General features: G+C 57.8%; 16 protein-coding genes. 8 read left to right on the forward strand and 8 right to left on the reverse strand.

Going from position 1 to position 19752, the window contains the following annotated elements:
• Positions 1–143: 143 nt before the first annotated feature.
• From AXF15_RS04720 to AXF15_RS04730, 3 genes are read right to left on the reverse strand one after another with little or no spacing between them, the layout of a single operon-like run.
• Complete coding sequence (locus AXF15_RS04720) at positions 144–974, reverse strand: formate/nitrite transporter family protein (protein ID WP_066603986.1); 831 nt, start codon at positions 972–974, stop codon at positions 144–146.
• Complete coding sequence (gene folD, locus AXF15_RS04725; RefSeq protein WP_066603990.1) at positions 943–1869, reverse strand: bifunctional methylenetetrahydrofolate dehydrogenase/methenyltetrahydrofolate cyclohydrolase FolD; 927 nt, start codon at positions 1867–1869, stop codon at positions 943–945. Before folD ends, AXF15_RS04720 begins: the two co-directional genes overlap by 32 nt.
• 11 nt (positions 1870–1880) lie before the next feature.
• Entirely contained in the window at positions 1881–3656 is a 1776-nt protein-coding gene (locus AXF15_RS04730) for a formate--tetrahydrofolate ligase (protein ID WP_066608680.1), read from the reverse strand.
• A gap of 210 nt (positions 3657–3866) precedes the next feature.
• On the opposite strand from AXF15_RS04730, the gene AXF15_RS04735 reads away from it, so the two are divergent.
• The 8 genes from AXF15_RS04735 to rpe all read left to right on the forward strand — a co-directional run bounded on the left by AXF15_RS04735 (position 3867) and on the right by rpe (position 11254).
• Positions 3867–4913, forward strand: coding sequence for a phosphate/phosphite/phosphonate ABC transporter substrate-binding protein (locus AXF15_RS04735; protein WP_151192287.1), 1047 nt, complete (start codon positions 3867–3869; stop codon positions 4911–4913).
• Positions 4894–6369 carry a sensor histidine kinase gene (locus AXF15_RS04740; protein ID WP_066603997.1) on the forward strand — a complete coding sequence of 492 codons (1476 nt, stop codon included), beginning with the start codon at positions 4894–4896 and terminating at the stop codon, positions 6367–6369. Before AXF15_RS04735 ends, AXF15_RS04740 begins: the two co-directional genes overlap by 20 nt.
• A 28-nt stretch (positions 6370–6397) precedes the next feature.
• A protein-coding gene (locus AXF15_RS13410; RefSeq protein ID WP_236884815.1) for an IS5 family transposase occupies positions 6398–7152 on the forward strand; the annotation gives its coding sequence in 2 pieces (ribosomal slippage) (positions 6398–6731 and positions 6731–7152; 756 coding nt in all).
• A gap of 44 nt (positions 7153–7196) precedes the next feature.
• Positions 7197–7844, forward strand: a complete 648-nt coding sequence (locus tag AXF15_RS04750; protein ID WP_083517868.1) for a response regulator transcription factor — start codon at positions 7197–7199, stop codon at positions 7842–7844.
• A gap of 164 nt (positions 7845–8008) precedes the next feature.
• Positions 8009–8986, forward strand: a complete 978-nt coding sequence (gene hemB, locus AXF15_RS04755) for a porphobilinogen synthase (protein ID WP_066604002.1) — start codon at positions 8009–8011, stop codon at positions 8984–8986.
• Entirely contained in the window at positions 8986–10134 is a 1149-nt protein-coding gene (gene ahbD, locus AXF15_RS04760; RefSeq protein ID WP_066604005.1) for a heme b synthase, read from the forward strand. The genes hemB and ahbD overlap by 1 nt, the downstream gene beginning before the upstream one ends.
• Positions 10134–10592: a siroheme decarboxylase subunit alpha gene (gene ahbA, locus AXF15_RS04765; protein WP_066604009.1), complete on the forward strand. Its 459-nt coding sequence runs from the start codon at positions 10134–10136 to the stop codon at positions 10590–10592. The genes ahbD and ahbA overlap by 1 nt, the downstream gene beginning before the upstream one ends.
• The gene (rpe, locus tag AXF15_RS04770) at positions 10592–11254 is read left to right on the forward strand and encodes a ribulose-phosphate 3-epimerase (RefSeq protein ID WP_066604012.1); all 663 of its coding nucleotides are present in this window, start codon (positions 10592–10594) and stop codon (positions 11252–11254) included. The genes ahbA and rpe overlap by 1 nt, the downstream gene beginning before the upstream one ends.
• A 107-nt stretch (positions 11255–11361) precedes the next feature.
• Here rpe and AXF15_RS04775 read toward each other — a convergent pair whose 3' ends face one another.
• The 5 genes from AXF15_RS04775 to AXF15_RS04795 form a co-directional block, all read right to left on the reverse strand.
• Complete coding sequence (locus AXF15_RS04775; protein ID WP_066604015.1) at positions 11362–12042, reverse strand: DUF554 domain-containing protein; 681 nt, start codon at positions 12040–12042, stop codon at positions 11362–11364.
• A gap of 85 nt (positions 12043–12127) precedes the next feature.
• Positions 12128–13939, reverse strand: a complete 1812-nt coding sequence (locus AXF15_RS04780) for an N-acetylmuramoyl-L-alanine amidase (RefSeq protein ID WP_236884830.1) — start codon at positions 13937–13939, stop codon at positions 12128–12130.
• A 222-nt stretch (positions 13940–14161) separates the two neighbouring features.
• Positions 14162–17272 carry a type I restriction endonuclease subunit R gene (locus tag AXF15_RS04785; protein WP_066604021.1) on the reverse strand — a complete coding sequence of 1037 codons (3111 nt, stop codon included), beginning with the start codon at positions 17270–17272 and terminating at the stop codon, positions 14162–14164.
• Between the two features lie 58 nt (positions 17273–17330).
• The gene (locus tag AXF15_RS04790) at positions 17331–18464 is read right to left on the reverse strand and encodes a Fic family protein (protein WP_066604022.1); all 1134 of its coding nucleotides are present in this window, start codon (positions 18462–18464) and stop codon (positions 17331–17333) included.
• Positions 18461–19750 (reverse strand): restriction endonuclease subunit S, encoded by a 1290-nt coding sequence (locus AXF15_RS04795; protein WP_066604024.1) that lies wholly within the window; start codon positions 19748–19750, stop codon positions 18461–18463. Before AXF15_RS04795 ends, AXF15_RS04790 begins: the two co-directional genes overlap by 4 nt.
• Positions 19751–19752: the final 2 nt, after the last annotated feature.

A 19752-nucleotide genomic window follows, 5' to 3' on the forward strand; every position in this document is an offset into this window, starting at 1 on the left:
AAACTGCAAGGACTGAATGCCATCTTTCTGCAGCAGTATTACGCAGGAAAATGGGGGGAGATTACCCATGTTCTGGCGAAAAATGCGAAGGCCGCCGCAATGCTTGCGACGGCCTTGAGGAGGAAAAGGAACGATATCGTGTTTCAGGGGATGTCCTGCCCATAGGCAAGGGCATAGGCCCCGGCTACGAAAATGGCTCCTCCCACGATATTGCCCAGGGTGACGAAACACATGTTCCGAGTTAAAGCCATGACGCCGAGGGCTTCGACTATACCGGGCTCAAGGCCTGAGGCCGCCAGCGTGGGTGGGTCCAGCACGGCCAGCAGGCCCGCGCTCAAATAATACATATTGGCTACTGAATGTTCGTAGCCACTGGTCACGAAAAGCCAGATGGGGAAAAAGAGCAGAAAAGCCTTGTGTGCCGCCTTTTCAGAACGAGAGGCCAGCCATATCGCCAAGCATACCAGCCAGTTGCAGAAGATGCCCAGGATGAGGGCCTCCAGCCCCCCAAGCTTAGCCTTATCCACGGCTGTTTTGATGATGGCCGTCGCTACCTGCCCTTTGCCGGAGACGAACAGACCTGAAAGGAAGAGGAGCCCGGCCACAAGTACGGCCCCTGTAAAGTTTCCCAGATAGACCAGCAACCAGTTGCGTAACATGTCGACGGGGTTGAGCAGCTTGCGCCGCACGGCCTCCGTCATCATGCAGTTACCGGTAAACAATTCCCCTCCTCCCACGATGATGAGTATAAGCCCCACCGGGAAGAGCAGTCCTGCCACGCACCGTCCGAGACCGTAGCTATCGGGCGAGGCGAGCAGATTACAGGCCGCTACAGTAGAAGCAAAACCCGCAAGGGCAATATAAGCCCCACCCAGCATGGCCAAAAGCCATATCCGAGTTGTGGGCAGGAGCGCCTTGGCTTGCATGGTTTTCCCCAGGCGTTCAAGGCTGATGGCAAGAGGCGGTGTGGCCATCTTGACCCTCCAGATGCTTCCAGGCTGAGCGCATGGTGTTCTTCATGAGCATGGCGATGGTCATGGGGCCTACTCCACCGGGTACAGGAGTTATCTTGCCTGCTACGGCCGAGGCCGCCTCGAAGTCCACATCGCCAGAAAGGACGGCCTTGCCGGTCTTTTGGTTGAAGCCCAGCCGGTTTACGCCCACGTCGATGACTGTGGCTCCGGGTTTGATCCAGTCCGGTCTGACTAATCCCGCCGACCCGGCGGCCACAATGAGCACATCGGCCCGGCGGCAATGCGAGGCCAAATCCTTGGTGCCGGTGTGAGTCAAGGTTACAGTGGCGTTGCCTCCGCGTCCCTTATGCCCCAGCATCACGGCAATGGGCCTGCCCACGATGTTGGAGCGGCCTACCACCACTACTTCGGCTCCATTCAGCTGCACTCCCGTGCGTATCAGTATTTCTTGGATACCTGCCGGGGTGCAAGGCAAAAAGGTCACAGCCTCGCCACCGATGAACAGTCTGCCCAGATTCATAGGGTGGAAGCCATCCACGTCCTTGTCAGGATCAATAGCCAGAAGCACCCGCCTCTCATCAATATGCTTGGGCAGGGGCAGCTGGACCAGGATGCCGTGGATGGCAGGGTCGGCATTGTAGTGCTCGATGAGCGCCAATAGATCTGCCTCGCTAATGTCGGCTGGACGGTTGTCTTGCACTTCATGGAAGCCCAGAGAATGCGCGGTCTTGACCTTGCGGCTCACATAGCTGGCCGAAGCCGGGTTGTCCCCCACAAGGATAGTCACCAAGCCTGGGGCTTGGCCATGCTTGGCTCGCATCTGGGCAACTTCGACTCGCAGCTCTTCTAATATGTTTTGACTGAGTGCCAGACCATCGATGATCGTCGCTGTCATCTCTTCCTCTCCTAGAAGATACCGCTGACGCGGCCGGTTTCGGTGTCCACATCCACCCGCCGGAAAGAGGGATTGGAACCTGTGCCTGGCATTAGGCTGATACTGCCCGCCACAGGCACCACGAAGCCCGCGCCGCCGTAAATAAGCACGTCGCGCACATGCAGGCGCCAATCCTCAGGCACGCCTTTACGGCTGGGATCGTCGGATAGGGAGAGATGGGTCTTGACCATGCAGAGACCGAGTTTCATGGCGTCGTCGCGTTTTTGGATGCTCGTAAGCTTTTTTTCAGCCTCGGCACTGAAGTCTACCCCATTGGCCCCGTAGATTTCGCGGGCTACCAATTCGATGCGTTCCTTGAAGGGCATCTCCCAGTCGTAGAGCGGGACAAACTTGGTCTTCTCGGCGCAGGCGTCGACGACAGCCTCGGCTAGTTCCAGTGCGCCCTCGCCACCGTGCTCCCAGTGGGTGGAAAGCGCCACCCGCGCACCTTCGGCTTCGCAGAGTTCGCGGATTTTAACTATTTCGGCTTTAGTATCGGTGACGAAGGCATTGATGCAGACCACCGGCGATACGCCGGATTTCTTCACTGTGCGGATGTGATGTAGAAGGTTACAGCAACCTTTTTCCACAAAGCCCACATGTTCCTTGGAATATTCCGATGGTAGCGGACGGCCGGGTACGGGTAGGGGGGCGCCGCCGTGGCTTTTCAGCGCGCGTACTGTGGTCACGATAACGGCGGCATCTGGAGTGAGCCCGCTGTAATGGCATTTAAGGTTCCAGAATTTCTCGTAACCAATGTCCGCCCCAAAGCCAGATTCAGTCACATGATATTCGCTGAGCTTCAGCCCGATACGGTCCGCGATGACCGAGCTCTGACCAATGGCGATATTAGCGAAAGGGCCGGCATGTACGAAGACCGGCTGGCCTTCGATAGTCTGGATGATGTTGGGGTTGATGGCCTCCATCATCCAGGCGGTCATAGCGCCATCCACTTCCAAGTCGGCGGTGGTGACGGGTTTGCCGTCGCGATCATAGGCCACGATAATTTTTCCCATGCGACGGCGCATGTCGGCCAAGTCCTTAACGATGGCCAAGATGGCCATGACTTCGCTCGAAACGGCGATATCAAAGCGCGAACGCATCATAAAGCCGTCACTCTTGCCGTTGATACCGTCGATGCCGATAATGACGTTACGCAGGGCTTGGCAGCAGAAGTCGATGACCCAGCCCATGTTGACATTGGCGGGGTCGATGTTCAGGCGCGGCATTTTGGAAAGAGACAGCAATTTTTCATCATTGTAGTTGCGTTCATGCTGCATGCGTGAGGTCAGGGCTACCATGGCCAGATTGTGAGCATTCATGACGGCGTTGATGTCGCCGGTAAAACCCAGAGAATACTGGGTGAGCGGGATGCACTGGGAAAGGCCACCGCCTGCGGCCGAGCCCTTGACGCCCATGGTGGGGCCACCCGAAGGCTGCCGGATGGCGGCGCTAGAGCGCTTGCCCCGCCGTCCTAAGCCCTGCACAAGACCGATGGTAGTCGTGGATTTACCCTCGCCAAGGGGGGTAGGGGTGATGGCGGTCACATCCACGTATTTGCCGTTGGGTCGGTCACCTAGCCGATCCAGCACAGCGCGGAAATCCACCTTGCCCATATAGTGACCGTAGGGCAGGAGCTCGTTTTTTTCCAAGCCCAGAACTTCGGCGATGTGGTGGATAGTTTTCATGTTTTTTTCAGCTTCCCAGGCTATTTCCCAGTCGGCATGTTTTTTGGGATCGAGCATGATGTCTCCTTGGCGCAAAAAGTCCGGTTTGGCCACCTGGGCGGCGGAACCCCTGTAAAGGATGCTGCCGCCACAGTAGGACGCTGCGGCTTTGGCAAACCAGTCGGTAATGCCCCCAAAATGTACAAGAAGAGGCCGATGTTCCGAGGTAGACTCTGGAACCGCCCATGCGAATATACCCCCATACAGTAGGGGTAAGATACCCATAGCATCTTGAGCAAAAGCGTGCTTGATTATAGATACTTCCTGCTTGCGGAATCTATGGGGCATAAGCATATGACTATAAGATTTGCGCATAAGATTGCTTTTTTTCGCCTTGCAGCGTTGTCCGTCGGTTTGGCGATGCTGCCTCTCTATCTGCTCTGGCCTGTTTCACCTGCTCCCCCCACCGATGCCGAGATCAACCTGCCCACCTATGGTTCCGCTCCCCCTCTGCGGCAGGAACTGCCCATCTACCGCTTTGCTGTACATCCTCTGCACAATCCTCAGCGACTCTTTGTCAACTTCCAACCCATCATTGATATCATCAACCGCGAAGCCAAGGACTTCAGCGTACGCCTCATTGCTGCACGCGATTACCAAAGTTTTGAGAAGCGGATCCTCATGCAGGAATTCGACCTGATTCTGGGTAATCCGCTCCAAACTGTCTGGAGCCTCGGATACGGCTACCGAGTGGTTGGCAAGATGGGTGATGACGATCGCTTCTACGGTATCATCATCGCTCGTGATGACTTTGTCCCGACCAACGCTGCCGCCCTTGTCGGCTACAACATGGTTTTCCCTGCACCCACAGCTCTTGCCGCCACCTTAATGCCTAGACTCTATCTGCATGAACAGGGGGCTGATTTCTCTCAGATAAACATCATCTACAGTGGCTCGCAGGAGTCCGCCATCATGAATGTCTATCTGGGCAAGGCCGATCTGGCTGGCACTTGGCCCATGCCTTGGGAGCTTTTCCTCAAGGAACGACCAGAGCTGGGTCGCAGGCTACATGTGGTTTGGCGTACGCCTCCGCTTGTCAACAACGGTATCGCTATCCGTACCAGCATGCCCGAAGCGCATGTACAGCACATTATGAATATCCTGTTGGGTCTTCCGGCCTCGCCGGAAGGGCGCGCCATCCTGCAACGCCTGTCCATCTCGGGTTTTAAAGCCAGTAATAACGACGATTATGTAAAGCCGGTACGAAATTTCATGGAGTGCTATCGCAAGGCCTTCCCCAATGAGGAGCAGTATCTGGATGAACGCCAGCAGTCCTGACCAGCCCTACTCCATCAGTATCAGGAACAAGCTTATCCTCAGCATGACGCTTGTGCATTTGGTGCTCATGGGCTTTTTTGTGGGCGATACCTTTTTCAGGCAGCGGGAATTTCTGTTACATGAAGATCGCAGCTCTGCGCTCAATTTTGCCAGCCTCATGGCCGAGAACGTGCTTTCCTGGGTGCTGGCAGAAGACTTGATGGGTATGGATGAAGTTTTGCAGGCCAGTGCTCAGCTGACTAAGGCCGGTTATGCCTGTGTGATAGACACCTCGGGCCAAGTGCTGGCCCATACCGAAAAAAGTCGGGTGGGGAGTTTTTTGAACGATGCCGAATCGGTTGCGTTGTTGCGCAGCTCTAAGCTGGAGGCGCACATCTGGCGCAGCGCTCCCTCCTGTACTCATGCGGCGGCTCCACTTATCACCCAGAGCAACCATGTGGGCTGGGTATTAGTGGGCATGGACCTGCAGGGGACGGCAAGTTATCTGCGCTCATTGCGTGACAAGGGCATACTCTATACCTTAGGAGCGATGCTCATTGGCGGCTTTACAGCGGTGCTACTTTCACGTCTCATTTTCCGCCAGTTGGATGCAATTATGGAGGGCATCAGCCGTCTCTACAGTGATACTTTTTTGCCCATTTCGGTTTTTTCGGGGGACGAGCTAGGGCATATGGCCAAGGCCCTGAATCAGGCATCGGCCTATCTGCAGACCAGCCGCAGTGAACTCAAGCGCGAAGTGGCCGAACGTATGGAAGCCGAAAAGCAGATCCGTTACCTCACTCGCCGCCTAGTGGATGGCAACGAGGAAGAGCGCAAGCGCCTCGGCCACGACCTGCATGATGAATTTGGCCAGAGTGTGACAGGGCTACTCTTTGGTCTGCATTCACTTAAGACGATGCTCAAACGTGACGATGCCGAAGCCCTCGACCTGTGTGAGCAGATGATTGACCAAGCCAAAAGTTTTGGCGACAGCATCCGCCGTACGGCGGCTGGGCAGTTTCCGGTGGTGCTAGAGCGCCTAGGGCTGGCGACTGAGGCTCCGGCTTTGCTGGGCGAGATGGCCGAACGTCATAGTGGCATCCGACTGATCTATACAGTGGATCTGCCTGAACGACGGCTGCACCAACGTATCGAAGTGACTTGTTATCGCATCTTGCAGGAAGGGCTTTCCAATATCGTACGTCACTCTAAGGCTACAGAAGCTCGGATAGAGCTTTCCGTACGGGATGACAGGGTTTATCTGTATTTGGGCGACAATGGCAGGGGCTTTGACGCCGAAAGTCTTTTGGACCAGACCCACGAATATAGCGGCATTGGCCTTTTGGGTATGCGCGCCCGCGTGCTGGCCGTGGAAGGAGATATGAAGGTGGTTTCGCGCCCAGGCGAGGGCTGTGTCATTATCGTCTTTTTACCGCTGCTCTATCGAGATACTAGGGTGTGTTTGCAAACTTTATAACCAGCGTGGTTTGGTGTAGCTTTTGGACATGTGTTATACCGATATTTCCGATGAAACCTGGCAACGGCTTGAGCCCGTTCTGCCGCTTGAGGGTTCGCCCAAAGGCGGCCGTCCGGCCAAAGATAAACGAACATTCATAAATGCAATCATCTGGCTGCTGCGCACCGGGGCTCCCTGGAGGGCCCTGCCGAAAGAGTATGGGTCATGGAATGCCGTGTATTCCCGCTTTCGGCGTTGGCAGATAAAAGGATCCTGGAAAGCAGTCTTTCTCGCTCTGGCGTCTGACCCCGATCTCGAAGCGGTGATGATTGACGGTACGTACATCCATGCCCACAAACATTCGGCTGGCGCAAAAGGGGGCAGCACAGACAAGCTCTGGGCCGCAGTCGCGGAGGTTTTACCTCCAAGCTGCATGCACAGGTAGACGCGCTCGGCAATCCTGTATCGTTTTTCCTTACAGGAGGTGAATGTGCGGATGTCAGTGTTGCGCCACAATTACTCGAAGGGGTTTGCAATTGTACTGTTATTGCCGATAAAGGTTATGACAGCGAGCCATTGGTTCAACTCCTTGAAGCAAAAGGCTGTACCGTAGTTATTCCTCCACGCTCAAATCGTAAAACACCTCGTCGGTATGATCGGCATCTTTATAAGGAACGGCACCTTGTTGAATGCTTTTTCAGTAAAATCAAAGAGTACCGCAGAGTGGCAACACGTTATGAAAAGCTTGCCCAGACTTTTCTTTCTTTCGTTTACCTGGCAGCTTCAATGATTTGGATCAAATAGTTTGCAAACACACCCTAAAAACTGAGTGGTTGCTTGGAGGCGGTATGAGCGACAGGATCCGGGTAATGATCGCCGACGATCACGCTATCGTCCGGGCAGGGGCCAGCCGTCTCATCAAGGGCGAGCCCGACATGGAAGTCGTCGGCGAGGCCTGTCACGGCGGCGAAGTACTGGAGAGAGCTCGTAAGCTGAGACCACATGTGCTGGTACTGGATATTTCTATGCCGGGTATCTCGGGCATTGAACTTGTACCGGAGCTGCGTCGTCTTCTGCCAACCATGCAGATTGTGCTCTTTTCCATGCACAGACGCGAGGTGCTCTTGCAGCAGGCGCTTAGAGAGGGCGTGCGGGGCTATGTGCTCAAGGCCTCGGCTGTAGAAGATATTCTCTCGGCCATCAGGGCCGTGCATAAGGGGCAGTACTTTCTGAGCCCTGAAATTGAGACCGACATGATCAGCGGCTATCTCGGCCGAGGTCAAGGCAAGGAATGTGACGGCCTATCCGAGCGGGAGCTGGAGGTCCTGATCATGGTTGCATCCGGCCTGACCACCAAGCAGATAGCCAAAAAGCTTTTCCTCAGCCCCCGCACGGTGGAAAAGCACCGCGCCTCTTTCATGCAGAAGCTACACCTCAAAAATATTTATGAGCTTATCCAGTATGCCCTGCAGAAGGGTCTTATATTACATTCGTGATATACTGGCATGTACTGTAGATGCACCCAAGTCTGGACCACCGGATTGAGCCCTGATAAGGTAGGCAAATTTGAAAGATAGCAGCTTTTTCGCATAACATATTAAAATAAATCTATTTTATTTTTCCTGGATATATCTTCTCCAACATTTAAGGATGTGATCCTATGTATGCATTTCATCGCGGTCGCAGACTTCGTTCTTCCCGCACCATGCGCAACCTGGTCCGGGAAACCCGTTTATCGAATGAGGATCTGATCCAGCCTTATTTTGTGGTGGAGTCCGACCCCGGCCTGCGGCGCGAAATTCCATCCATGCCCGGCCAGTTCCAGCTGGGGCTCGACGAACTGATGATTGAAGTGGGCGGCGCGGTGGACGCCGGCCTGAAGGCCCTCATTCTTTTCGGCGTGCCCAGGCACAAGGACCCCGAGGGCTCTCAGGCGGGAGCCGATGACGGCATCGTGCAGCAGGCCATCCGGCGGATCAAGGACAACTGGCCGGAAGTCATGGTCGTGGCCGATACCTGCCTGTGTGAATACACCTCCCACGGGCATTGCGGTCTGGTGACGCCGCAGGGAGAGATCGAAAACGACTCTACTTTGGAACTGCTGGCCGCCGCCGCCGTTTCCCAGGCCCGGGCCGGGGCTGACATCATCGCGCCATCGGACATGATGGACGGCCGCGTGGCGGCCATCCGGACCGCCCTGGACAAGGCCGGTTTCCAGAACACGCCCATCATGTCCTATGCCGTGAAATACGCTTCGTCCTTTTACGGCCCGTTCCGCGATGCGGCCGAGGGCGCGCCCAGATTCGGCAATCGCAAAACCTATCAGATGGATCCGGCCAACGCCCGCGAAGGTCTGCGCGAAGCGGCGGCGGACATTGACGAGGGTGCGGACATCATCATGGTCAAACCCGGCCTGCCGTATCTGGACATCATCCGGCAGGTCCGGGACAGTTTCGACGTGCCCGTGGGCGCGTATCAGGTCAGCGGCGAGTACAGCCAGATCAAGGCCGCGGCCATGAACGGCTGGATCGACGAAACCGCTGTGGCCCTGGAAAGCCTCATCGGGCTCAAACGGGCCGGGGCGGACCTCATTCTCACATATTTCGCGCAGGATCTGCTCGAGGCGGGGCATTTCTGATGGCCGGGCATCCGCACCAGACGGCCCATCCTCACGGACCGGGCGGGCACCCGCATGGAACGGGGCAGGGCATGGTCAGAACCCTGGCCGACGGCACTCCGGCCTGCAAGCTCATTGCCTGGGAAGTGACCAGATCCTGCAATCTGGCCTGCAAGCACTGCCGGGCGGAAGCCCATCTGGAGCCCTACGAGGGCGAGCTGAGCAATGCCGAAGCCAAGGCCCTCATCGACACTTTTCCGGAGGTGGGCACTCCCATCATCATTTTCACCGGCGGCGATCCCATGATGCGTCCGGATGTGTACGAGCTCATGCGCTACGCCACGGACAAGGGCCTGCGCTGCGTCATGTCTCCCAACGGGACGCTGATCACTCCGGAAACCGCGGTCCTTATCCGCGAGGCCGGGGTCAAACGATGTTCCATCTCCATAGACGGCCCGGACGCGGCCAGTCATGACGACTTTCGCGGTGTACCCGGCGCCTTCGATGCTTCCATGCGCGGCATCCGCCATCTGAAGGAGGCCGGGCTGGAGTTTCAGATCAACACGACCGTCACCCGCGCCAATCTGGGCAGTTTCAGGCAGATTTTCGACCTGTGCGAGCGGCTGGGCGCGGCGGCCTGGCATATTTTCCTGCTGGTACCCACGGGCCGGGCCGCAAAGCTCGGCGCGGAGGTGATCACGGCCGGGGAGTACGAAGACGTGCTGAACTGGTTCTACGATTTCCGCAAGACCACGAAAATGCATCTCAAGGCCACCTGTGCCCCGCATTATTACCGCATCATGCGCCAGCGGGCCAGGGAGGAAGGCGTACCCGTCACTCCCGAAAATTTCGGATTGGACGCCATGACCCGCGGCTGTCTGGGCGGCACGGGCTTCTGCTTCATCTCCCATGTGGGGCAAGTGCAGCCCTGCGGCTATCTGGAGCTGGACTGCGGTAACGTCCGCGACACCCCCTTTCCGGAGATCTGGCGCTCTTCCAGACAGTTCAGGCAGTTCCGCAGCCAGAAGGAATACGAGGGCAAGTGCGGGGTCTGCGAATACCACAGGGTCTGCGGCGGCTGCCGGGCCAGGGCCCATTCCATGAACGACAACTACATGGCCGAGGAGCCCCTGTGCACCTATCTGCCCCGCAAGGCCGCGGAGGAATGATGGACGCCCACGACAAGAAAATTCTGGATATCATACAGACCAGATTCCCGCTGGAAAGCCGCCCTTACGCCGCCATCGGCGAACAGGTGGGGCTGACCGAGGCCGAAACCCTGGCCAGGGTCCGGGCACTCACGGAAAAAGGAGTCATCCGCCGCATCGGGGCCAATTTCCAGTCGGCCCGGCTGGGCTGGCACTCCACCCTGTGCGCGGCCCGCGTGCCCGAGGATCGCATGGAAGAATTCAGTGCCGAGGTGAACCGGCTGCCCGGCGTGACCCACAGCTATCTGCGCGCCCATCGCCAGAATTTCTGGTTCACTTTCATCGGGCCGTCCTGGGAGAATGTGCAGGAGACTCTGGCCGCAATCACCCGAAAGACCGGCATCGCCATTTTGAACCTGCCCGCCGACAAGGTGTACAAAATTCAAGTGGACTTCAAAATGGGGGACCGGGAGGAATAATGCGCCGATTCATCCTGTCTCCGTCGCTGCTGTCGGCGGATTTCGGCAACCTGCGGGGCGAGCTTGAGGCTCTGGAAGCGGCTGGGCTTGAGTGGGTGCATTGGGATGTCATGGACGGTCTGTTCGTGCCCAACATCACCTTCGGCCCGCCGGTCATCAAGGCTTTGCGGGCTTCGTCCAAGCTTTTTTTCGATGTGCATCTGATGATCGACCATCCCGAACGCTACATCCGGGAGTTCGCCGACGCCGGAGCCGACCTGCTCTGCGTGCACGCCGAAACCGGCGTGCATCTGGAACGCACCATCAGCGCCATCCGCGAGGCGGGCATGCAGACCGGTCTGGCCCTCAATCCGGCCACGCCCCTGAACGTCGCCGAATATCTGCTGCCGCAGCTGGACATGGTGCTCGTCATGAGCGTCAATCCGGGCTTCGGCGGCCAGAAGTTCATTCCTTTCTGCAAGGAGAAAATCGCCGCTCTTTCAAAGATGATCCGGGAGAGAGGCCTGTCCACTCTGATCCAGGTGGACGGCGGCGTGACTCTGGACAATGCCCGCGAGCTGTCGGATCTGGGTGCGGACGTGCTGGTCTCGGGTTCGGCGTTTTTCGGACATCCGCCATATGCCGGAAGATATCAGGATTTTCAGAGAAAAATGGAAAGCTGATCCGCCTATGCGTCTGACATGCATCCCGGCCGAAAATGGAGCCGCATCCCCAGCGTATCCGGGCAGGGCCGCGCCACTGATTCAAATGTGAGACCCCGCCGCCGCTCCTAAAAGAGAGACAAGGGCACGATGACCGCAAGGGACGGCAGCAGGCTGGAGAGGCGGATGGTCGTGACACCCAGCAGGTTGATGCCGATGCCCAGCACCAGCACGCCGCCTGTGGCGGTGAGTTGGGCGATGAGATATTCCGAAAACCAGGGCTGGAAGAAACCGGCGAAGACCGTCAGCGTTCCCTGATAGAGAAGTACCGGAACAGCCGCGAAGAGCACGCCGGAACCGTATGTCGAGGCCAGGGCGATGGCGGCGAAGCCGTCCAGGAGGGATTTGGTGAACAGGATGGAATGATCGCCCCGGATGCCTTCGTCAAAGGAGCCCAGTATGGCCATGGCTCCGATGCAGTAGATGAGCGAGGCGTTGACCAGCCCCTCCACGAACCGGGCATTGCCCGAGTGCAAAAGAGCCTTGAGCCGCCCGGCCAGTGCGGAGAAACGCTCCTCCAGCCGGAGATACTCGCCGAGGATGCCGCCCATCAGCACGCTCAGGGCCACGGGCAGAAAATTTTCTCCCCGCAGGGCCATCTGCATGCCGATGACCACGACACAAAGCCCCAGCCCCTGAAAGACGATTCTGCGCATGTTCTCGGGCAACCGGCCGTGCAGCAGAAGCCCGACGACCGCCCCGATGACAATGGCCAGGGCGTTGACCACCGACCCCAAAGGAAAAATCATGCCGTACGCTCCGGCATGAGCCGCTCATTAGGGGTGCCAGCGAAAAAGACGCATCCGGAAACGGCGGCGTGGCGGACGGGAGGCGTCATCCCGAATACCGTTCCAGTTTCTTCTTATAGGCCATGATGCCGTTGACCAGCCCTCTGGCCATGGCCGTGAGGTATTCGTCGGAATCAAGGTGCGCCGCTTCCTTCGGATTGGTCAGGTAACCGAGTTCCACCAGGACGGATGGCATCCGGGCTCCGGTCAGCACATAGAAAAACGCGCCCTTGGAGCCGTGGCTGGATATCTTGTACCGGGGCCCCACGCCGCGCATGACTTCCTTTTCCACCAGGGCGGCCATCTGGCGGGATTCATTGATTTTGGAATTGAGCATCAGGTCCGAAAGGATGAACTGCATGTCGCTGATTTTCTTCGCCGAAACTCCGTTCTCCCGCGCGGCGACGCGCACGGCCTGGGCGTCTGTTGCCAGGTTCAGATAATAGACCTCCAGTCCGTGAATCCTCGGGTCCTTGTAGGCGTTGCAGTGGATGGAGATGAACAGGTCCGCGCCTTTGGCGTTGGCCAGGGCCGTTCGTTCCTCCAGCGGGATGAACTTGTCCGTGGTCCGCGTGTAGAGCACCTTGAAGCCCTGAGCCTGGAGCATGTTGCCCATGATTCTGGCCATGCGCAGATTGACGTCCTTCTCCCGCACGCCGTTGGCGATGGCTCCCGGATCCTTTCCTCCGTGACCGGCATCGATCATGACGGTGCGCACTTTCAGCCCGAGCTGTTCCATGAGGGAGCCGGAATACTTCTTCTGTTTTGCGCTGGGCACCAGGGCCGGCTGGCCGGATTTCGATGCCCGAGCGTCAGCCGCACCCCCCCGCTTCCCGCCTTTCTGGGAGCCTTTGGCGGCCGTCTCTTCTCTGGCTGGAGCAGATTTCTGTTCGCGCTGAAGCTCTTCCAGCGTGTCCCGCACATGGTCCGTTCCGGCGGCGTCCGGGCCGGACTCTCCGGCTCCGGAGTCCGCATAGACGTCGATGACCACCCGGTACGGGTCCGGCAGGGCGAAAACCCGGTAATTGCCCGCCCGCAAAAGGTCCACCGTGACAAGGGTGCGGCCGCCGCCTTCGCCCACACGGATCTGGGCCAGAGTGCCGTCCCCCACGTTGCGTGCACGCATGACATCCGCGGCCACCGTCGTCCCCGGGAGGGAGATGCGCAGCTCCTTGTTTCCTCCCTGTTCTTCGAGGGTACGCTCGTAGGCGACCTCCCGGTCCAGATCCAGCACCACCCGCGTATATTCCTGGCCCGACCAGTGCCGAATGCCGTTCAGCCGGGCGGGCGTCCCGCCGGAGCGGGCGGATTTCGCCGAAGCTTTCTTGCCGGCCTGGACGGTGTCCTTTTTCCCGCTTTTCCCGCCCAGGGTTTCCAGATGCTTTCTGGCTTCAGGGGCCATGTCCCCTTTGGGGTAATGGTCGATCACATCCTGGAAAATTTTCCGGGCCGCGTCCGTATCCCCGGCCTGCTCCAGCATGATCAGCCCCTTCCGGTACAGGGAGTCGTCGGCCCAGGAGTGCCTGGGAAAAGCCTTGAGCATCCGGTCGAAGGCGGCCAGGGCGTTCTGGCGGTCGGCTTTCAGGAAAGACCGCTTGCCCAGCTCTTCATGGCAGCGGCCCAGGAAATACATGCACTTGGGAGCACTTTCCCCCCGCGCGTCCCCGCCCAGGGATTTCTCGAAAAACGCCGCCGTTCCGAGCCATTCGTCCCGCAGGGCGGCCCGTTTTTCATTGGCCAGTAAAGCCTTGAAGGAGGACAGGCCGCGCTGGTAATCCTCGCGGGCTCCGGCCTGGGCCGCCGCGGCCAGCGCGCAGACAACGGCCGCCATCCAGAAAACTCTAAGAAATGTTCGCATCCTTGTTCCATGTAAATTCAAGTCAGGTTCCACGTCTCCCAAGGGCACGAGATAACGTAACCTACAGACAATCTTGGACATTCGATAACGGCTCCATGTACTTGTAACTGGCCTGCCTTCGCAATAGCGGACATGCTGCTTTCACCAGACAGGAGAAACTCCGCTTGGCCCGGATGCTCGCGGAAGTCTGAGGTTGGCAATGGCGAGTGGAGGGCAAGATCTTCATCCCTCACCACCAAAATCCATGGCATCCGTTGCCGGAATGCTGTCGTAAATGACCTTGGACAGCACAGCAAAGGCCTTATCCTCAAAGGCTTTGTCGTCCATATAGCGAGAAACGATTTTATCGTTCTCGTTCATGCGTTGCAGCATCAGATCTTCCAGCATCTGGCGCAGTCCCAGCTGGAATTTGTCAAAAGGGTTGGCCCGCCGCAGGCGGATCACTTCCGGAGTATTGGCGGCCTTCTCCTTGATCTGCTCGAAGAACAGCCGGTCTTCCTCGGTAAAGTTGGTGCCGAAGCGGTCGTTCAGCACCTCGATGATTTCGGAAAGCGGCGCCTTCTCCTCCCTGGCCTTTCCAGTGCCCACATCCGTAGGACTCTTCACGCCGTATTCACCATTGTCCTCGCGCAACTCGATGGCTCCGGAAAAGATCCGTTGCAGACGGTAGTACTGCAGGTCCACCTCGTCGCCCAGTTTGACGACACTGGTATCGCGTTCCAGCGACAGGTGCGGCAGCAGGAACCGGCCAAAGCTGTAGAGCATCTCCAGGTCGGGATCAGCATAGGGGATGATCTGACTCAAAAAACTGTACACTTTGACGTAACCGCTCAGCTTGTCGCGGAATTCACTGCGCTGCTCCTCGTCTTTCATCGCCTTGAAGCGATCCACCGCCGGTTGCAGGTGCCGCTGCAGACAGGCATGGTCGGCGGGGTTTTGTTTGCCCGGCGTACGATAGAAGATGCGGGCAAAGGCCTCCACCTCGTTTGCGTGGTAAATCTGAAAGGCGTCCAGCTCGTGCTTGAGCTGTTCGAGCTGGGCGGGATCGGAGCTTTCCTGCAGGCTGGTGGCGTCGTAATAAGGTTTGAAAGCGCGGTAGATGTCCTCGGCCTCGTTGGCGAAGTCGAGCACAAAGGGCGCCTCCTTGCCCGGCGCCATGCGGTTGAGGCGCGACAGGGTCTGCACCGCCTGCACCCCGTCCAGCCGCTTGTCCACGTACATGGCCACGAGCAAAGGCTGGTCGAAGCCGGTCTGGTACTTGTTGGCCACCAAGAGCACCTGGTAATCAGGCGAGGCAAATCGTCCGGGCAGCTGTTTTTCGCTGATCGGTTTGCCGCTCACTACATCGGTGTTCATCCCCGATTCGGTATATTCCAGGCCGGTTTCCGGATCGCGCACCGTGCCGCTGAAGGCCACCAGCGGCCGGATATCGTCATAACCTCGCTCGCCGATATAGCGCTGGAAGGCCTCCATATACTTCACTGCCTGCAAACGCGAACCAGTCACCACCATGGCCTTGGCCCGACCGCCCAAATGGATGCGCACATGGCTGCGGAAGTGTTCGACGATCACCTCGATCTTCTGGGCGATATTGGTCGGATGCAGCACCAGAAATCTGGCCAATGCCCGCGCCGCCTTTTTTTTCGGAAGGTCGGGGTCGTCCTCCACCGCTTTGACCAGCTTGAAATAGGTTTTGTAGGTCGTGTAGTTCTGCAGCACATCGAGGATGAACCCCTCTTCGATGGCTTGCCGCATGCTGTAGAGGTGGAAAGGTTCCGGCTTGCCGCTTGAGCCGACGCGCCCAAACAGCTCCAGCGTCTTGCCCTTGGGGGTGGCGGTGTAGGCGAAAAAGCTCAAGTTTTGCTGCCGGCCGCGCGAAGCCATCACCTCGTTCAGGCGATCCTCCCAGTCCATTTCTCCGTCGTCACCGCTGCTCCCCATGTTCGCGCCCAGAATCGCCTTCAGCTCCCGCGCCGTCTCGCCGGTCTGGGAGGAGTGCGCCTCATCCACGATCACCGCGTAGCGGCGCTTGCCGATCTCCGCTGCCCAGGCCGTTGCCTGCACCCTGGCCGCATCATCCGGTGCATCCGAGTCCCCGGCTCCGGCAACGTGGAGCAGACCGCGCAGTACAAACGGAAATTTCTGCAGGGTGGTGACGACGATCCTGGTGCCGTCGATCAATGCCTCGGCCAGTTGCCTTGAATCCTGATCAATGGCCCTGACCACTCCCTGGGCGTGTTCGATCTGGTAGATGGCGTCCTGCAACTGACGGTCGAGCACCTGCCGGTCGGTGATGACGATTACGCAGTCGAACACCTTGCGGTCGTCGATATCGTGCAGGCTGGCCAGGCGGTGCGACAGCCAGGAGATGGAGTTGGTCTTGCCGCTGCCTGCCGAATGCTGGATCAGATAGTTCTGCCCCGGTCCCTCGGCGCGGGCGGCGGCGATCAGCTTACGGGTGGAGTCAAGCTGGTGATAGCGCGGGAAGATCATCGTCTCCCTGGTCACCATGCGGCTGCCGCCCTTGCCGTCTTCAAGCTTTTCCTGCTTCTTCTCAAGAAAAACGAAGTGGCCGAGAATGTCGAGGAAGCTTTCGCGCTCCAGCACCTCTTCCCAGAAATAGCCGCTGCGGTAGCCGGAAGGGTGCTGCGGGTTGCCCGCGCCGCACTGCACCCCGCCGGGATGACTGCCGCGATTGAAGGGCAGAAAAAAGGTCTTGTCCCCGGCCAGCCGGGTGGTCATGTGCACCTCGTCCGGATCGGCGGCAAAGTGCGCCAGCGCCCGCTGCTTGAACGCAAACAGCGGCGCGCGCGGATTGCGGTCTTCCCTGTACTGCCGTACTGCGTTGCGCCAGCTCTGTCCGGTCCAGGGATTCTTCAGCTCGCAGGTCGCCACCGGCAGGCCGCCCACGGCGAAAAGCAGATCAACAGTGGCGTGATCGCCCGGATGGCAGGGCGCCTGACGGGTGACGGTGAGCAGGTTGGCCCGGTAGTGCGCCAGCACCTCTTCATTCAGACCGTGGGCGGGTTTGAAGTAGGCCAGCCGAAAGGTCTTGCCGTAGAATTTGAAGCCGTGGCGCAGCACATGGAGTGTCCCCTTGATGGCCAGTTCCCTGACCAGAGCGGCCAACAGCATCGCCTCCAGTTGCTCTCCGTGCTGGGTGCGCATCATCTCCCACAGCTGCGGCTGGGTGGCGGCGATAAAATCGGTGATCGCCTGCGGGAACAGCGCCCGCTCTTTGTCCCAGCCATCCACACCGGCCTGCTGCCAGCCTTTGGCCAGCAGCATCCGCTCCACGTAGGACTCGAAGGCTTTTTCGGTGGTCTGGGACATGGAGACCTTCCTTTTCTTTTACTTGGCGGACATCTTAGTTAAGGAAAACGCATTTCCCTTAACTAACAAACAGCTTAAGGTAACGATCAAAGACGTAGATACGGCTACGCTGCTGGCCCGTGACCTCAGTCAAGATATTTAATTTTATGAGAGAGTTGATGGCAGCATTGGCCGTCGGTGTCGAGACTTCCAAAGTTTCCGCTACATCGGCGGCGCTGACAATAGGCTTTCGGTAGAGCAGGTTCAGAGCTGATCGTACGGTCGGCGCACGCTTGCCCAACCCCAGCACGGCCTGTTCCACTTCGGTGCGCAGAGTTAGAATCTGACTGAATATCTCTCGGCCCTTGGTGGCGGTCTGGGCGACGCCATTGAGGAAAAATCGTACCCAATGGATCAAATCGTTACTGACGCGGACCTGCATCAGAGCATCGTAGTAGCTGGCCCGGTTGCGCTCGAAGAAGTCGGAGAGATAGAGCGATGGCTTGGCCAACAGACCGTGGCTGACCAGATAGAGCGGAATCAGCAGACGGCCGATACGACCGTTGCCGTCCAAAAACGGATGAATGGTCTCGAACTGATAATGGCTGATGGCCGCGCGTACCAGATGCGGCACTGCAATCTCCTCGTTATGCCAGAATTTCTCCAGATCACCCATCAATTCCGTCACCCCATCATGGTGGGGCGGGATAAAAGTGGCATCGCTCAAGTTGGAACCGCCGATCCAGTTCTGGCTGGTGCGGAATTCGCCCGGTTGTTTGTGTTCCCCCCGCACCCCCTGCATGAGGATGGCATGGGTCTGTTTGAGCAGCCGGTTGGAGAGCGGGAGGGTTTGCAGTTTGGCGATGGCTGTGTTGACCGCTTCAATGTAGTTGTGCACTTCCCGCCAGTCATCGCGCTTTTCCGGCCGGATTTGTTCTTCGGGCATCAGGGCTTCGTCGATGCCGGTCTGGGTGCCCTCGATCTTGCTGGAGGTCTGGGCCTCCTTGAGAACATGCATTTCGATGAACAGGTCGACATCCGGCACGATCAGAGAAAAAGCGTTCAACTCACCTAAGGCGCGGGTGGCCTGCTCCAGCAGGGTGTTTATGGTGGGGTCTTCCCAGGTCCACTCGTGATTAACAGGCACAGGTTCGAAGCTTTTGTACTGGTAACGCTTCTTCCATTGACCAGCCTTGAATGTTTCGAACTTCATGTGCTGACCTCTTGGCTGGTACAGCTCCGCACATCGATTTTGCCCGTCACGGCGGCGGTGATGAGCGCGGCGCGGTATTCCTGCAAGCGGCTGATGAGCAGTTCGATCTTCTCCACCAGCCGGTCAATTTTGGCCGTTTCGCGGTCAAGGTAGGTGGAGATGGCGGTTTGTTCGGGGAGAGGAGGAACTGGCGCAAATTCGGCTCGCACTCTGGTTCCCGTGATTAGCGGTTGGGCAGTTTTATCGGCTATCTCATTCAGATTTCTTGTACGGAGTACAGATGCCAGATATTTGAGGTCAAAAGTGTTTCGTTGGACGGTTAAAACCAGTGAGTTATCTGTAATCCACGCAGAATAATTGATTTCGTGGACATTTCCACAAAGAGCTCCCACACGCCCAACAGCGAGAACTGGAGTATTTGAATTGGCTGAAGAGCAATAACCCATAATGCCATTCCCCCCTATTACTGGGATGTTGGCATCTACACTTTTTTCGGGAGAAACCTCGAAGGTGGGTATGCCGTCTCCACTTTTTGTTCTGATCCGCCATTTCAGTGCCGTCACCTCCCACCCTTCCGGCACCTGCCCCAGCCATTCAATGCCGGAATCCTTGAAGCGGGTGTGGGGTTCAAGGCCGAATGCGCGGGCCACTGATGCAGGCAGGCCACGGGTGACGGTGCGGGAGATGAGTACTGTGCGTTTCTCCTTAAGCAGCGCAATCAGCCGCCGCTTCTTCGCCACCAGCGTGTCGATCCTCCCTGTCTCCCGGTCGAGAAAATCGGCAATGGCGGTCTGTTCGGGGAGAGGGGGAACTGGCAATAGACAGTTGCCGATAAAATCCCAGTTGGTGCGTGGCATCTTCGACCCATAAGTGGACGAATCAACTAGCTCGATGAAGCCATCCGTCAATAGCCAATAAAGCAAGGCTCTCCGATCAAAACCCTCACTTTCGATCACCAGCAATTCGGTCGAACATAGCCCATCAAAATCAGGATTATATGCCTTGCCTAAGTATGGCCGGAGTTTGCCGAACAGGGTATTTTTCGCAGTGAATCGATTGGCAACACCAGATGGAACAATATCACGATCAATGGGCAGCAGCTTTCCTGTCCATGATTCAATGTTTTCCATGCCAATATACGGAACGGGGCTCTCCTCGTCGGCCTCAACTTTTCTGTCATTCAGATGGGCAGCCTTTTTCAGCCGCTTCACCTCCCAATGCTCCGGAACCTGCCCCAGCCACTGGACGCCGCTCTCTTTATATTCGGGATAGACCGGATACCTCATGC

The organism is Desulfomicrobium orale DSM 12838 (assembly GCF_001553625.1).
In the GTDB taxonomy this organism is placed as follows: domain Bacteria; phylum Desulfobacterota; class Desulfovibrionia; order Desulfovibrionales; family Desulfomicrobiaceae; genus Desulfomicrobium; species Desulfomicrobium orale.